General features: G+C 70.7%; 9 protein-coding genes. 5 read left to right on the top strand and 4 right to left on the bottom strand.

The genetic code is table 11. The annotated features are described in order from the left end of the window. Nucleotides 1-5: 5 nt before the first annotated feature. From ACTWOL_RS33175 to ACTWOL_RS33165, 3 genes are all read left to right on the top strand, one after another. On the top strand, nucleotides 6-1,175 hold the full coding sequence (locus ACTWOL_RS33175; RefSeq protein ID WP_474300570.1) for an acyl-CoA dehydrogenase family protein: 1,170 nt from the start codon (nucleotides 6-8) through the stop codon (nucleotides 1,173-1,175). Between the two features lie 211 nt (nucleotides 1,176-1,386). Further along, a complete protein-coding gene (locus tag ACTWOL_RS33170) occupies nucleotides 1,387-2,262 on the top strand; it encodes a 3-hydroxybutyryl-CoA dehydrogenase (RefSeq protein WP_474300569.1) in 876 nt (291 codons plus the stop codon). Nucleotides 2,263-2,405: 143 nt separating this feature from the next. Next, nucleotides 2,406-3,011 (top strand): TetR/AcrR family transcriptional regulator, encoded by a 606-nt coding sequence (locus tag ACTWOL_RS33165; RefSeq protein WP_474300568.1) that lies wholly within the window; start codon nucleotides 2,406-2,408, stop codon nucleotides 3,009-3,011. Between the two features lie 89 nt (nucleotides 3,012-3,100). Here ACTWOL_RS33165 and ACTWOL_RS33160 read toward each other — a convergent pair whose 3' ends face one another. Beyond that, on the bottom strand, nucleotides 3,101-4,348 hold the full coding sequence (locus ACTWOL_RS33160) for a cytochrome P450 (protein WP_474300567.1): 1,248 nt from the start codon (nucleotides 4,346-4,348) through the stop codon (nucleotides 3,101-3,103). Nucleotides 4,349-4,781: 433 nt separating this feature from the next. On the opposite strand from ACTWOL_RS33160, the gene ACTWOL_RS33155 reads away from it, so the two are divergent. After that, nucleotides 4,782-8,570 (top strand): S8 family serine peptidase, encoded by a 3,789-nt coding sequence (locus ACTWOL_RS33155; RefSeq protein WP_474300566.1) that lies wholly within the window; start codon nucleotides 4,782-4,784, stop codon nucleotides 8,568-8,570. Between the two features lie 119 nt (nucleotides 8,571-8,689). Continuing rightward, nucleotides 8,690-9,694 (top strand): helix-turn-helix domain-containing protein, encoded by a 1,005-nt coding sequence (locus tag ACTWOL_RS33150; protein ID WP_474300565.1) that lies wholly within the window; start codon nucleotides 8,690-8,692, stop codon nucleotides 9,692-9,694. A gap of 235 nt (nucleotides 9,695-9,929) precedes the next feature. Here ACTWOL_RS33150 and ACTWOL_RS33145 read toward each other — a convergent pair whose 3' ends face one another. From ACTWOL_RS33145 to ACTWOL_RS33135, 3 genes are all read right to left on the bottom strand, one after another. Next, the gene (locus tag ACTWOL_RS33145; protein ID WP_474300564.1) at nucleotides 9,930-11,369 is read right to left on the bottom strand and encodes a hypothetical protein; all 1,440 of its coding nucleotides are present in this window, start codon (nucleotides 11,367-11,369) and stop codon (nucleotides 9,930-9,932) included. A 289-nt stretch (nucleotides 11,370-11,658) separates the two neighbouring features. Beyond that, on the bottom strand, nucleotides 11,659-13,824 hold the full coding sequence (locus ACTWOL_RS33140) for a putative bifunctional diguanylate cyclase/phosphodiesterase (RefSeq protein WP_474300563.1): 2,166 nt from the start codon (nucleotides 13,822-13,824) through the stop codon (nucleotides 11,659-11,661). 2 nt (nucleotides 13,825-13,826) lie between these two features. Next, a complete protein-coding gene (locus tag ACTWOL_RS33135) occupies nucleotides 13,827-14,639 on the bottom strand; it encodes an SAM-dependent methyltransferase (protein WP_474300562.1) in 813 nt (270 codons plus the stop codon). Nucleotides 14,640-14,850 lie beyond the last annotated feature (211 nt).

Here is a 14,850-nt window from a genome sequence, read left to right as displayed (position 1 = left end):
CTGACATGGACTTCCGTCTCACCGCCCGTCAGGAAGAGCTCAGGAGCTCCGCCCGCGAGCTCACCGAGTTCATCATGAAGTACGAGCTCGACTGCGAGGAGAACAACGGGCTGCCGCCCGAGGCCCACGCCGCCATCCGCGGCGCCGTGCTCGGCAGCGGGCTGCAGGCCGTCAACATGCCCGCCGAGTGGGGCGGCGCCGGGCTCACGATCCTGGAGCAGGCGACCGTCCAGGAGGAGCTGGGCCGGCTCACCGGAGCACTGTGGGACACGGTGTGGCGGCCGGCCAACGCGCTCCGCTTCTGCACGCCCGAGCAGCGTGAGCGCTATCTCGTCCCGGTCATCAGGGGCGCGCGCCGGGACTGCTACGCGGTCACCGAACCCGAGGCGGGTTCCGACCCGCAGAACCTGAAGACGACGGCGACGCGCACCAGCGGCGGCTGGGTGCTCAACGGCGAGAAGTGGTTCGTGACGGTCGGGGACCACGCCGACTTCATGATCGTGCTGGCCGCGGCCGGCGACGAGGGGGCGCCCACGCTCTTCCTGGTCGACAAGGACACCCCGGGTATCGAGATGACCAGGGTGCCGCGCTTCATGCACACCTTCGTCTACGAGCACCCCGAGTTCACCTTCAATGACGTGCACGTCGACGACGACGCGGTCCTCGGCGGGGTCGGAAACGGGTACGACATCACCCGCTCCTGGTTCACCGAGGAACGGCTGATGATCGCGGCGCGTACGACGGGCGCGGCCGAGCGGGCTCTGGAGCTCGCCCGGGACTGGGCGGTGGAGCGCCGCCAGTTCGGCACCCGCATCGCCGACTTCCAGCTCATCCAGGGCATGCTCGCCGACTGCGCCGTCGACATCGCCGTCAACCGCGCCTACTTCCACCAGGTCGCCTGGGAGGTGGACGCCGGGCTGGCCGACCGCAAGACGCTGCACGCCAAGGCGGCCATCGCCAAGCTCTCGGCGAGCGAGGCGGCCGGGCGGGTCATCGACCGCTGTGTGCAGATCTTCGGCGGCCGGGGGTACGACCGTACGTACCCCGTCGAGCGTCTCTACCGCGAGCTGCGCGTCGACCGCATCTGGGAGGGCACCTCGGAAATCCAGCGCCTGATCGTCGCGGGTGAGCTGGTGAAGCGCGGCACGGGCGTGCTGCAGCTGCCGACCGACTGACGGCGGCGGCAGCTGCGGCTGCGGTCGGTGTGGGGTCCGGGCGTCCCGGTCCGTACCCCACACCGGTGCCGCCGGCGCCCGGACCGGACGAGGGCGCCGGCGGCCCGCAGCACACGGGCGCGCGGACACGCGAGGGCATGGACGCGCGAGGACCGCGACCACGGTCACCACGAACACCAGAACACCAGAACACCACGCAGGAGGAGAGCCAATGGCCGGAGCCGGACAGCCACCCATCGAACGGGTCGGCGTCGTGGGATGCGGACTGATGGGGTCCGGGATCGCCGAGGTGTGTGCGCGGGCGGGGCTGGACGTCGTGGTGGCCGAGTCGGGCGCCGCGGCCGCCGCGGCCGGCCGGGCGCGGATCGCGGAATCCCTGGGCCGCGCGGTGGACAAGGGGAAGCTGTCCGCCGCCGAGCGGGACGCGGCACTGGCCCGGATCGCCGTGGTCGACGACCTCGACCGGCTGGCGGACCGTGATCTGGTCGTGGAGGCGGTCGCCGAGGACGCGGACGTCAAGGTGGAGGTGTTCACCCGGCTGGACGCGGTGGTGAAGAACCCGGACGCCGTCCTGGCGACCAACACCTCCTCCATCCCGGTCATCCGGCTGGCGGCCGCCACGTCGCGGCCCCAGCAGGTGATCGGCCTCCACTTCTTCAACCCGGTGCCCGTCCTGCGGCTGGTCGAACTGGTGCCGTCGCTGCTGACATCCGACGAGACGGTCCTGCGTGCCGAGGCGTTCACCGACGGCGTGCTCGGCAAGCAGGTCGTACGGGCCAGGGACAAGTCCGGGTTCATCGTCAATGCGCTGCTGGTGCCGTATCTGCTGGCGGCCGTCCGGATGGCGGAGGCAGGAACGGCCTCGGTCGAGGACATCGACCGTGCGATGACCCTGGGCTGCGCGCATCCGCTCGGCCCGCTGGCGCTGACCGATCTGATCGGCCTGGACACGACCCGGGCGATCGCGGAGTCCATGTACGAGGAGTTCCGAGAGCCCCTCTATGCTCCGCCGCCCCTGCTGTCCCGCATGGTCGAGGCGGGGCTGCTCGGCCGCAAGTCGGGCCGGGGCTTCCACACGTACCGGTAGCACGTACCCGGCAGACCTCGCCGGACCCGGTCCGCCACCGGCGTCGATACGCCAAGATGGGAGGTGGCGGCGTACGGAACACCCGGCGCTGCCGGCGCCGAGACCGCACCACAGGACCGATTTCAGGGAGTATCCACGTGGCCATGGCCGAACGCACTCGCGAAACACGTGAGCGGATCCTGTCCGCGGCGTGCGAAGTGATCGCCGAGGTCGGCTTCGAGAAGATCCGTATGCGGATGGTCGCGGAGCACGCCGGTGTCTCGACCGCGCTGCTTCACTATCACTTCGAGAACCGCGAGAAGCTCTTCACCGAGGCGATGACGCACTCCTTCGCGCATACGAGCACGGAGCTCGAGCGTGACGCCGATTCGGTGCCCGCGTCGGTGATCCTCGCGCGAATCCTGCACAGCCTGCTCCCCACCGACCCGGTTCTCAGACAGGACTGGCGGCTCTGGCAGGAGCTGTGGGTGCGGGCCCTGCGGGACGAGACCGCGCAGAAGTTCGCCGTGGACCTCTACGACCAGCTGCACACCTGGGTCGGCACGGCGCTGCGGCGGGGCGCCGACTCGGGGGAGTTCGCCGTCTTCGACGTGGACGCGACGGCCACCCTGCTGCTGGCGATGTGCGACGGGTTCGGCATCCGGCTGATGCTGGGCGACCCGCGGGTGACCCTGGAATCGGCGCAGGCGGCCATCTGGGGAGCGGTGGCACCGGCACTCGGCGTGTCCGGGACGTTCCCGGAGCTCTGACGACGCCTCCGGGGAGGCGAGCCCCTCCGGGACCCGACACACCGGTGCCCGCGGCCGTACGCCGCGGGCACCCGGTTCGACCTCTGCGGTTACCAGGCCACGGGCAGCTCGACCGGGAACCGCCGGATGGTCTCCGTGTCCCAGCGCACCTCCTGCGCCGGGACGGCGAGCCGGAGCCCGGGGAACCGCTCGAGCAGTCGTCCGATCGCCACTTCGAGTTCCGCCATCGCCAGAGGGACCGCGATGCACCGGTGGCCGCCCCATCCGAAGGTCATGTGCGGCATGGACGGCCGGTCAGGGTCGATGGCGTGGGGGTCGGCGAAGCGGTCCGGATCGCGGTTGGCGGTCAGGTACGACACATGCACGAAGTCGCCCGCCCGGATCTTCACCCCGCCCATCTCCACGTCCTGCAGGGCCACCCGGGGGATGCCGACGCCCTTGCGGAAGGGGATGTAGCGCAGCAGTTCGTCCAGGACGGCGGTCAGGGCCTCCGGCTCGCTTCTGACCCGCTCCAGCAGATGGGGGTGGGTCAGCAGGAGGTAGGAGACGTTGCTGATCTGGCAGGAGCCCGTGTCGTGTCCGCTGAGCAGCAGGGTCAGCGCCATCACCGTCAGCTCCTGGTCGTCGAGGGCGTCCTCGCCGTCCTTGGCCGCGGCCAGTGCGCTGATCAGGTCCTTGCCCGGGGTGCGCCGCCGTTCCCGGACCAGCCCGTCGAAGTACGACCGCAGCGCCGCCTTGGCACTGGCCTCGGTCTGCTGGCTGTCCTCGCCGGTGGCGAGCAGCCGCTGCGCGTACCCCTGCATCTGGGCGCGCTCGTCCCGGGGAATACCGAGCAGCTCGCAGATGGTGTGCTGGGGCAGCCGGTTCGAGAGGTGGTGCACCAGATCCGCCGGCGGCCCCTGCTCGGCCATCTCGTCGAGCAGTTCGTCGGCGAGCTCGACGATCGACACGCGCATCTGCTCGACGTGCTGCCTGGTGAAGGCGTGCGACACCAGCCGGCGCAGCCGGCTGCTGCGCGGCGGGTCCATCACATTGATCGATTCCGGGGAGACGATCGGCTCCGGCGTCAGCCGCGGATAGTCGTGCTGCATGATTCCCGCACGGCTGAAGCGATGATCGGTGGTCACCTGCCGCACCCCGTCGAACCCGGTGACGAGCCAGGCGTCCGCGTTGCCGTACGGCAGCCGGATCCGGGTGATGGGGCCTTCGGCCATCAGTTCCGCGAGGGAGGGGTCGAAGTCCAGTCCTTCGCTGAAGTCGAAAGGACAGAGGATTGCCTCGCCGGCTTCGGCCATCGTGTACCACTCCGCTCCGGGGTGACGCGCGTCGCTGCTCATGGGGAAAGCGGGAGCCGGCCGGCGTGGCCATGTCCCGCCTATGCCTTATGTGCGCGTTGCCCGGGCCGGGGACACCTCCCCGGGCCCTAATTGCCCCTCGTGGAGTAGCGCCGCCTGATCCCCGGCGGCGGGTGCCGCAAGCAGGGCGCCCGGGGCGCCGACGCCCCACCCCGGCCATCGGCGGAGCATGCACCAGGTGACGCTCGCGGGCGACGTTCCGGTCATGCCGGCGGCAGGCCTTCGACTTCGATCGTGGTGAGCGGCAGCCACAACCGGTGCGGCCACAAGGGCTGGGCGTGGCGCGGTGCTGCGGTGTCGCGGTTGCGACATGTCCCACCTGTGCCAGCGAAAACGAGTGACATGGCGATCTGTGCCGCCGGATTCTGTCCAGCGCGTGAACTTCACAATGCGCACGACGGAAGGCATGGCACTGATGAGACGCATCCGCCTGGTGGCGGCGATATCGACAGGACTCGCCCTGGCCGCCGGTGCCGTGGCGCCGGTCGCCGCCCGTACGGGTACGGCGCTCGCGGCGCAGGCGGTGGCCGACGCGGCCGTGTCGAAGGGCCTCGGCACCGTTCGCCTGATCACCGGCGACCGGGTGGCCGTGAGCACGGACGCGGAAGGCCGGCGGACTGCCTCGGTCACACCCGGACCCGGACGACAGCAGGTCGTCTTCCGGACCTACGAACAGGACGGGCGGCTGACGGTCCTGCCCTCCGACGCCGGAGATCTGGTCTCGGCGGGGCTGCTGGACCGGAAGCTGTTCGATGTGAGCACGCTCCTTGCCCAGCGGTACGACGAGGCGCACAGCGACGCGCTCCCGCTGATCGTGGTGGGAGCCGACGGGGCGGCCGCCTCCGCCGTACAGCGGCTGACCGGACTTGCCGAAAACGGTTCGCCGGTCCGCAGGCTGGACAGCATCGGCGCGCGGTCCGTGCGGGTGGCCGGGGAGGACCTCGGCCGGTTCTGGAAGCAACTCGCGCCGAAGGACGGCCAGGTGAGCACCGCACGGAAGGCCGGCACCCCGCGAGTGTGGCTGGACAGCCGGGTGCGGTCCACTCTGGACCGCAGTGTGCCGCAGATCGGCGCGCCCGCCGTGTGGAAGGCGGGCCAGCAGGGCGAGTCCGTCAAGGTCGCGGTGCTGGACACCGGCGCGGACCAGTCCCATCCGGACCTGGCCGGCCGGATCTCCGAGGCCAGGGACTTCTCCGGCAGTTCCGGGACCGGGGACGCCTTCGGCCACGGCACGCACGTCGCGTCCACCGTCGGCGGCAGCGGCGCCGCGTCCGGCGGGGGCAAGGGGGGCAAGGGCGTCGCGCCCGCCGCCGGCCTGCTCATCGGGAAGGTCCTCGGGGACGACGGCTTCGGCACCGAGTCCCAGGTGATCGCCGGCATGGAATGGGCGGCGGGCACGGGCGCCAAGGTCGTCAACATGAGCCTGGGCTCCGACAGCCCGAGCGACGGCACGGACCCGATGAGTCTCGCGTTGAACGAACTGACCAAGCGCACGGGCACGTTGTTCGTCGTCGCGGCGGGCAACAGCGGCGAGCAGGGCAGGGGCTCCATCGGCTCCCCCGGCGCCGCGGACGCGGCCCTCACCGTCGGTGCGGTCGACCGGGCCGGCAACCTCGCGTCGTTCTCCAGCCGCGGTCCCCGGTCCGGCGACGACGCCGTCAAGCCCGACCTGACCGCGCCCGGTGTCGGCATCGTGGCGGCGCGCGCGGCCGGCACGACGATGGGCGAACCGGTCGACGCACAGCACGTGGCGGCCTCCGGTACGTCGATGGCGACCCCGCACGTGGCGGGCGCGGCAGCACTGCTCGCCCAGCGGCACCCGGACTGGAACGCGGCCCGGTTGAAGGACGCGCTCATCAGCACGGCCCGCACGGCAGCCGGCCAGGAGGTCACCGAGCAGGGCGGCGGGCTCGTCGACGTGGCCGCGGCCGCTCTGGGTCCCGTCACCGCCACGGGCACCGTCGCTCTGGGTCCGTTCGAGACCGGCGGCGGAAAGCCCCGTACGACGCAGCTGCGGTACACGAACACCTCCAAGGCCGACGTCACGCTGGCGCTCACGGCCCGGCTGGCCACGGCCGGGGGCCGCACGCCCGGGTCAGGGGCGGTGAAGCTCGGCGCCGGGTCGGTCCGGGTGCCCGCGGGCGCCACCGCGGACGTACCGCTCACGGTCGATCCGGCCCGTGTCCAGAAGGGCGACTACTACGGGTACGTGACCGCGGTCTCCGGAGACGGGAAGGTCACCGTGCACACCACGGTCAGCCTGGCCGTGCAGGGACCCACGCACCGGCTCACCGTCAGGACCGTCGACCTCAACGGCAAGCAGGTGAAGGCGCTGCCGACCATCTGGGGCGCCGACGGCTTCGTGGGCTACACCGGCACCGACCCGGCCGTCGCCGAAGTCGAGGAGGGCACCTACCAGTTGGACTACTCGTCCACGGACCGGGCCGCCGACGGAGAGGAACTGCGGCACGTCGTCCTGCCCGAGGTCAAGGTCACCAAGGACATGTCCGTCACGCTCGACGCGCGCAGGACGACCCTGGTCGACATCCGCACACCCCGGCCGGCCGAGCAGCGTGGCATTCTCAGCTACCAGACCTACCGGAAGATCGAGGGGCGCAGCCTGCTCCAGGGCACGATGTACTTCGACATCGGCAAGCGCCTGTACGTGAGTCCCACGTCCGCCGTCACCGACGGCACCTTCGAGTTCGCCTCGCGCTGGCAGTTCGTCGCGCCGCTCCTCGACATGACGGTGTCGGGCGGAAAGGGCGGCAAGGAGGAGCCGGACGCCTACTACATGCCCTCCTCACCGCTCTTCGACGAGAAGGGGGCACGCCTGTCCGCGGTCGACGCGGGCGACGCCGCCGCTCCGGTCTTCCGCCGGGCGCGCGGGAAGCTCGCGGTCCTCACCAACGAACAGGGCGTCAGTGAAGAGGAGTTGGCCAAGCAGGCAGCAGCCGCAGGTGTGCGCGGCATCGTGCTCGTCCACCTCGACGACATCGCATGGACCCGCTGGCGCCCGAACGGCGACCGCTGGGGCGTGCCGACCGTGAGGATCGGCGCCGGGGCGGGAGCTGCCCTGCTGAAGCGGATCGGCAAGGGGGACACCACAGTCGAGTTCACCGGCACCGCTCGCAGCCCGTACCTGTACGACATCATGCAGGTGTCGTCGCAGCGCATCCCCGAGAAGGTGGTGCACACGGTTTCCGAGCGCAACAGCGCCGTCGTGAAGGCCAGGTACGCCGACAACGGCGGCGCGCGCTGGGCGAGTGAGCAGCGCTTCGCCCGGCGGCCCTACCAGGACACCGCCTGGTTGCAGTACACCCGCCACGTGCCGACCGGTTTCGACCGGACCGAGTACGTGAGTTCCGGTGACACCGCCTGGCAGCATGTGGTGTACCACGACACCACGTTCGACCAGGACATGCCTCTGACCGTCGGCATGAGGGACACCCCGCGCACGTACCAGTCGGGCGAGCGGATCAGAGACACCTGGCAGGGAGCCGTCGTACGGCCGTCCATCCCGCGCGGCACCGCGACTCCGTCCGTGCGATCGGGCGACGTACTGAAGCTGCGGATACCGGAGTTCACCGACTCGCAGTCCGGTCACCGGTCATGGCTGCTCAGTGGCGGCATCGCCACCTCGGGCGGGGCGAAGGCGGCGGAGGGCGAATCGGCTGCCGCCGTGCTGTACCGCAACGGCCGCAAGACCGGGGAGGCGCAAAGCGGGTGGGCGGACTTCGAGGTGCCGGCCGATGCCGCCGACTACCGGCTGGACCTCACCACCTCGCGGGTGTCCCAGGAGTGGGCGTACGGGACCGGCACCGAGACGTCCTGGTCGTTCCGCTCGGGCAGCACGGGCTCGGCGACGACCCTGCCGCTGCTCCAACTCGACTACGACGTACCGGTCGACGCGTACAACGCCGTCTGCGGCCGAACGCACTCCGTCGGCCTGTCGGTCCGTGCACAGGACGGACTGGCCACGCCGCGAGGCGTGAGCCTCAAGGTCGAGGTCTCCTACGACGACGGCAGGAGCTGGAGCCGGGCCGGGGTGAAGGAGCGCGGGCACAACGCCTTCGAGGCCGCCGTCAGCAAGCCGTCGCAGATACGCGGAGACGCATTCGTGACACTGAGAGTGACGGCACGCGACGCGATGGGCAACTCCGTGCGGCAGACCGTGCAACGGGCCTACCTGCACCGCCGATAGGCGCTCCGGGCACATGAGAGGGTGAGTGGGCGCAGGAGCGCCCACTCACCCTCACCGCGTGTAACACCCGTGCAGTACGGTATTCAGTCATTGAAGCCGGCGGTCGCGGGGAGGTCACCATGACGCTGGAGGCTGCAGGGGTGTCGGATGCCGAAGAATCCGTCTACCGACATCTGGTGACGGTGAGTCAGGCCTCGGCGGGCGACCTCGCCTCGCACACCGGGCTGAGTCTGGCCGAGGCCGAGACGGTGCTCGACGCGCTGGCCGTCAAGGGCATGGCGAGTCACACCGACATGCTGCCCCGTCACTTCCGGGCCACTCCCCCGGACGTGGCGCTGATGCCCCGGCTGAAGCGCAACGCCGACGCACTCGACCTCGCACGCGCCGAGGCCACCAATCTGCTGCAGGTGTACCGCGACACCATGCGCCGACGGGACGCCAGCGAGCTGATCGAGGTCATCACGGGCGCCGAGGCGCTGCGCCAACACCTGCGCCAGATCCAGTCGAGCGCTCAGGACGAGATGCTCTGGTTCTGCAAGGCCCACTACGTGGCCATGCCGTCGGGCAGCAACGACTCCGAGTTCGAGGCGCTGGGGCGCGGCGTGCGCTATCGGGTGCTGTACGAGAAGGCCTTCTTCGACGACGAGGGAGCCGTTGACAACGTTGTAGCGGGTGTGCGCGCCGGGGAGGTCGCCCGTGCGGTCCCGCACCTGCCGTTGCGGCTGGCGGTCGCGGACCGTGGCATCGCCATCTGCCCGCTCGTGCCCGGCGGCCCGCAGGGCAACCCCGACGAACCGACCGCGGCCCTCGTACGGGACAGCAATCTGCTCGCCGCCCTCATTGCCCTGTTCGAGCGCTACTGGGAGGACGCCGTCCCGCTGGACGTCGACGACTCGGGCGCGGTCGCCGGAACGGAGGGGGTCGGCGGACCGGACCCACTGTCGGCAGCCGACCGGCGGCTGCTCGCCCTCCTGGTGGCGGGGGTCACCGACAAGGCGGTGGCCAGCCAACTGGGCCTGAGCCGCCGCACGGTGCAGAGGCACATCCAGCGCATGATGGAACTCGCCGGCGCGGCGACCCGTATGCAGCTGGCCTGGCACGCGGCGCGCCGGGGATGGTTGTGACGAGATCGGCCTCACCCGTCGACAACCTCTCAGGACAGCCCTCAGCGTCCCGTCTTGCGCGGCGCCCTCAGCCACTCCTTGTTCGTCGCCGCGATCGACGGCAGCGGGATGCCCTTGGGGCACGCCGTCGCACACTCCCCGGTCAGGGTGCGGCCGCCGAAGCCCCGTGTCCGCGATTCCGGTTACCGGGTGGGGTCGTAGGCGATGACAACGGCGGGGAACCCTGGGCTGGGCGTCAGCCGATGCAGCCAGGGACGGTTCCTGGGGGTGCGCAGTTGTTGGGGGTGTTGCTGGTGACTTGGGTCTGGTTGAGGGTGACGGTGCCGCCGTCTTCGTAGATGCCGCCGCCGTCGGTTCCTGCTTGGTTGAGGGTGACCTTGGAGTCGGTGAGGGTCGCGGTCCCGTCGTCGTTGTACAGGCCGCCGCCCCGGAAGTCGGCCGTGTTGCGGGTGATGGTGGTGTCTTCGACGGTGAGGGCCGCGTTGTTGTAGATGCCGCCGCCGGCGCTCTGTGCGCCGCGGGCGGTGTTCCGGCTGATGTGGCTCGAGCGGAGCGTGAGGGTGCCGCCGACATTGCCGACGCCGGCTCCGAATGCGGCGGTGCTGGTGGCCGTGTTGCCGCTGACGTGGGTGTGCAGCAACGTGGTGGCGCCGCCGACTTGGACGATGCCGCCGAAGGTGGACGCCCTATTCCCGTTGATCTCACTGCGGTCGATGGTCGTCACGATCGCCGGACCGTTGAGCACGGCGATGCCGCCGCCGTCGGCGGTGTTCCGGTTCACCGTGCTGCGGGTCACGGTCGTCGGGACGTTGGACATGGCGATGCCGCCACCGATACGGGCGGTGTTGTCGTCCACGTGACTGGAGGTGACGGAGAGGCTGCCCCTGATGGCGGCGATGCCGCCACCGAAGTCGGCGGCGATGTTGTGGCCCACGTGGCTGGAGGTCAGGGAGAGACGGCTGTCCATGGCGAGGATGCCGCCGCCGTCGTTGGCGGCGCTGTTGCGGTCCACCTGGCTGAAGGTGAGGGTGACGGTGGCGCCGCCCTCCGCGTAGATTCCGCCGCCGTGGTCGTCGGCGTGATTGCCGGTGAGGGTGGTGCACCGCAGGGACAGGCTGCGACCGGCGTCGACGTAGACGGCACCGCCTTCGTCGGTGCTGCTGCCGCCGCGGATGATCAGACCCGAGCCGTCCCGGCAGCCCCGGTCCTCGTCGCGGTCCTTACCGCCGAGGAGCGCGGCAGCCGGGCCCCAGCCGTCACCGCGACCCGGACCGTGGTTCCTGCCGCTGCCGGTGCCGTCGAGGGTGAGGGCACCCGCCTGACGGGCGACCTCGAGGATGCGGAACTGGGGTGCTGCGGCGGAGCGTTCGATCACGGTGCCCTTGCCGCCGATGAGGGTGATGGGGGTGGTGATGAGCGGCAGGCCGTTGGGGTCGCCGCTGGGACCGATGTTGTTCACTTGCGTGAGCGTGTAGGTGCACCCGGGGGCCAGCCGGATGGTGCCGCCCCCGGCGGCGTTGGCGTCGTCGATGGCGCCAACGAGGACCGCGACACTACAGGCGATGGCCACGGATGGCGGCCGGGAAGGCCCGGCCTGCGCGGACGGGGCCGGCACGACGACAAGGCTCAGGGCCAGGAGAGCGCAGGCACCGCCCGCTCTCGGAACGAATCTCATGACATCTCCAGAGGCGAGGGATCACGAGCACCGTAGGCACCACCAGACTGCCCCACCCTCAACACGCCCCATGGACAGGGCAGCGCCACACCGTCGCCGTACGTGGTGGCTGAGCACGTCACCCGCGAAATTCCGAACTCAGCCGACCTGTGCGATCTTGGCGTGGGCGTCCGCGACGGCCTTCTGCTGGTCCGCGATCGACTTCGATGCCTGACCGGTCAGCACGACGTCTCGCCGCGGTTTCGGCGGCGAGGGCGATGCCGTATCGCCTGTCCGCCGCCGTCCGGGGTCACACTGCGTCCGCCAGCGACAGCGCGTGCAGCCGCTCCGGCGGACCGGGGCGTGCGTAGTACCAGCCCTGGGCCGTGTCGCAGCCCAGCTCGCGCAGCTGCTCCGCCTGGGCGCCGGTCTCGACACCCTCGACCGTCACGGCGAGTTCGAGGCTGTGGGCGAGGGAGACGATGCCCTCGACGATCTTGATGTCGACGGGGTCGGCCGGATGCTGCTGCATGCCCTGGGTGAAGGAGCGGTCCAGCTTGAGGATGCTCACCGGGAGCCGCCGCAGATTGGCCAGATTCGAGTAGCCGGTCCCGAAGTCGTCGAGTGCGATGTCGACGCCCATCTCGGCCAGCTGCCGCAGCGGCTTGAGGAGGTCCTCGTCCGCGCCGATCAGCGCCGACTCGGTGACCTCCAGGCACAGGGCGCCCGGCTCCAGACCCGACCGCTCCAGCACGTCGACCGTGTCGGCGACCAGTCTTGGGTGGTGCAGCTGGGCCGGGGAGAGGTTCACATTGATCCGCAGGGGACGGCCACCGCTGCCCAGGGGTTCCTGCTCGTGCCAGAACCGGGCCTGGCGTGCCGCCTCCTGGAGGACCCAGCGGCCCAGCGGCACGATCAGCCCGGTGTGCTCGGCGAGCGGGATGAAGCGGTCGGGACCGAGGACGCCGTGCTGCGGATGGCACCAGCGCACCAGCGCCTCCGCCCCGTGCACACTGCCGTCGCAGAGGTGGACCAGGGGCTGGTACTCGATGAAGAACTCGCCGCGTTCCAGGGCCGCCGGCAGCGCCGTGGTCAGCCCGTGTGTGGTGATCGCGCGGGCGTCCGCCTCGGGGTCGGCGAACTCGTAGCGGTTGCCGCCCGCGGACTTGGCCCGGTACATGGTGATGTCGGCGCTGCGCAGCACCTCCGCCGAGGTCCGCTCCCCGGCCGCTCCCTCGACGATCCCGATGCTGCCGCGGACGCTGATCTCGCGCCCGTCGAGCATGACCGGAGTGGCCAGGACGCCGAGGATCCGCCCGGCCAGTTCACGGGTCTCGTGTGCGGTGTCCCTGCCGGTCGTCAGCGCCACGAACTCGTCCCCGCCGAGCCGGGCCACCATCTCACCGGGCGCGGTGGCGCAGCTCTGCAGCCTGTCGGCCACCTCGACGAGCAGCCGGTCGCCGGCCGAGTGGCCGAGGCTGTCGTTGATCGCCTTGAAACCGTCCAGGTCGAGGTAGCAGAGCCCGAAGCGGTTGCCCTCTTTGGCGGTCAGCGTCTTCTCCAACCGCTCGAAGAAGAGGGTGCGGTTGGGCAGACCGGTGAGCGCGTCGTGGGTGGCCTCGTACCGCAGACGGAGGTTCAGCAGGCGGCGCTCGGTGGTGTCCTCGATCAGGGCCAGCTGGTACTGGGGCCTGCCCTCGGCGTCCCGCAGCAGGGACACGGTGAGATTGGTCCACAGGACGGTGCCGTCGTTGCGGTAGAAGGGCTTTTCGACCCGGAAGTGCTCGCGTTCGCCGCGTACGAGCTCCTCGTAGAGGTCCCACACGTGCGGGCGGTCCTCGGGATGGGCCCACTCGTTGACCTTGCGGCCGCGCACATGGTGCTCGAGGCCGCCGAACATCCGGGTGAGGGTGTCGTTGACCTCCAGCACATTGCCTTCGAGGTCGGCGATTCCGATGCCCACCGCCGCACCTTCGAACACGGCGCGGAAGCGCGTCTCGGTCGCGTGCAGCGCCTCCATGGCGTCGCTGCGGGCCGAGAGTGCCGAGCGCGCGATGGCCTCCTGCTCGGCGAGGGTGCGTTCGCGCAGCGCGTGGGCGTAGCCCGCGGCGAGGGCGTGCTGCAGCCGGGCGCAGCGGGCCCGGCTGTCCTCGGCGCGCTCCTGGTCGTTCCCGCAGTAGAGAACGAGATAGGCGTCCACGACACCGAGCGTGCGGCCCAGCGCGTCCGGGTCGGTGCAGTGGGCGTCGACGAGTGCCGCGCCGACCGCCTGGGCGGCGGCGGTGTCGAACGGACGCGTGCGCAGCGCGTCGCTCAACCGCCGGGCCAGCGGAAGCAGATGCTGTTCGAATTCGGCTCGGGTCAGCGACGTCGCGGTGACCGGGAAGATCGCCCGGCTCCAGATGGTCGCGAACCGCTGGAGTCTGTCTTCGAGGCCGTCCGGGTCAGCCGCGGAGCCCGTTGCCTGTGACGGCACCTTCACGCCTTGCGCCCCACCCCTGCGTAGCCCGAGAAGGAGTATGGGTCCTCCTGCTCGGCCGGGGTGTCGGGGCGCCACCTGCCCATCGACACCAGTCCGGGTTCGACGAGCGTGAACCCGTCGAAGAACCCGGCGATCTCCTCGCGGCTACGCATGATCAACGGGTTGCGGATGTCGTTGTAGACGCCGACCGCGCCGCCCACCTGCTCCTTGTCGACCGGGATTCCGTCGTAGGCGGCGTGGGTGACCAGGAGCAGACTGCCGGGCGCGAGCGCGTCGCGGAGTTCGGCGACCGCGCGGTGGGGTTCGTCGGAGTCCTCGATGAAGTGCAGGACGGAGACGAGGAGCAGCGCCACGGGGCGGTCCAGGTCGAGCAGCCGGACGGCCTCGGGGCTGTTCAGGATGTCGCCCGGCTTGCGCAGATCTGCCGCGGCGATGTCCGCGTGGTCGTCGCCCTCCAGCACCGCCCGGCTGTGGGCGACGGCGACCGGGTCGTGGTCCACGTACACCACCCGCGCCCCGGGGCTGGCCTCCTGCGCCACCTCGTGCACATTGCCGAAGGTCGGGATGCCGGAACCGATGTCGAGGAACTGGGTGATGCCCTCGCTTACGGCGAACCGCACGGCCCGCCGCATCACGGCGCGGTTCGCCTGCATGATCTTGGGCAGCCCCGGCACGAACTCCATGGCCCTGCGCGCCGCTTCCCGGTCGACCTCGAAGTTGTGCGAGCCGCCCAGATAGTAGTCGTAGATCCGGGACACGCTCGGCACCGATATGTCGATGCCCGGCGGGGCCCAGGCGGGACGCTCCATTGATGTCTCCAACAAGTCGCCACGGGACGTGAGGCCATACTGAAGGCCTTTGTTCGAGCCGAGGCTACTGATCGACCGCCAAGAGAGCGAGCAGAAACGGAAATTACCGATCCGTTCTTGGTCACACATGCCGCCGGCACGTGTCGCCGGCCCGCCGTCGCGTGTTGGGGCGCGTGACGGGCGGGCCGGCGGGCCGAAGCGCTGCGTGGGG

The organism is Micromonospora sp. IBHARD003 (genome assembly GCF_056106285.1).
Note: the sequence above shows the minus strand (reverse complement) of the source record. Positions and strands in the feature narration are given on the sequence as shown.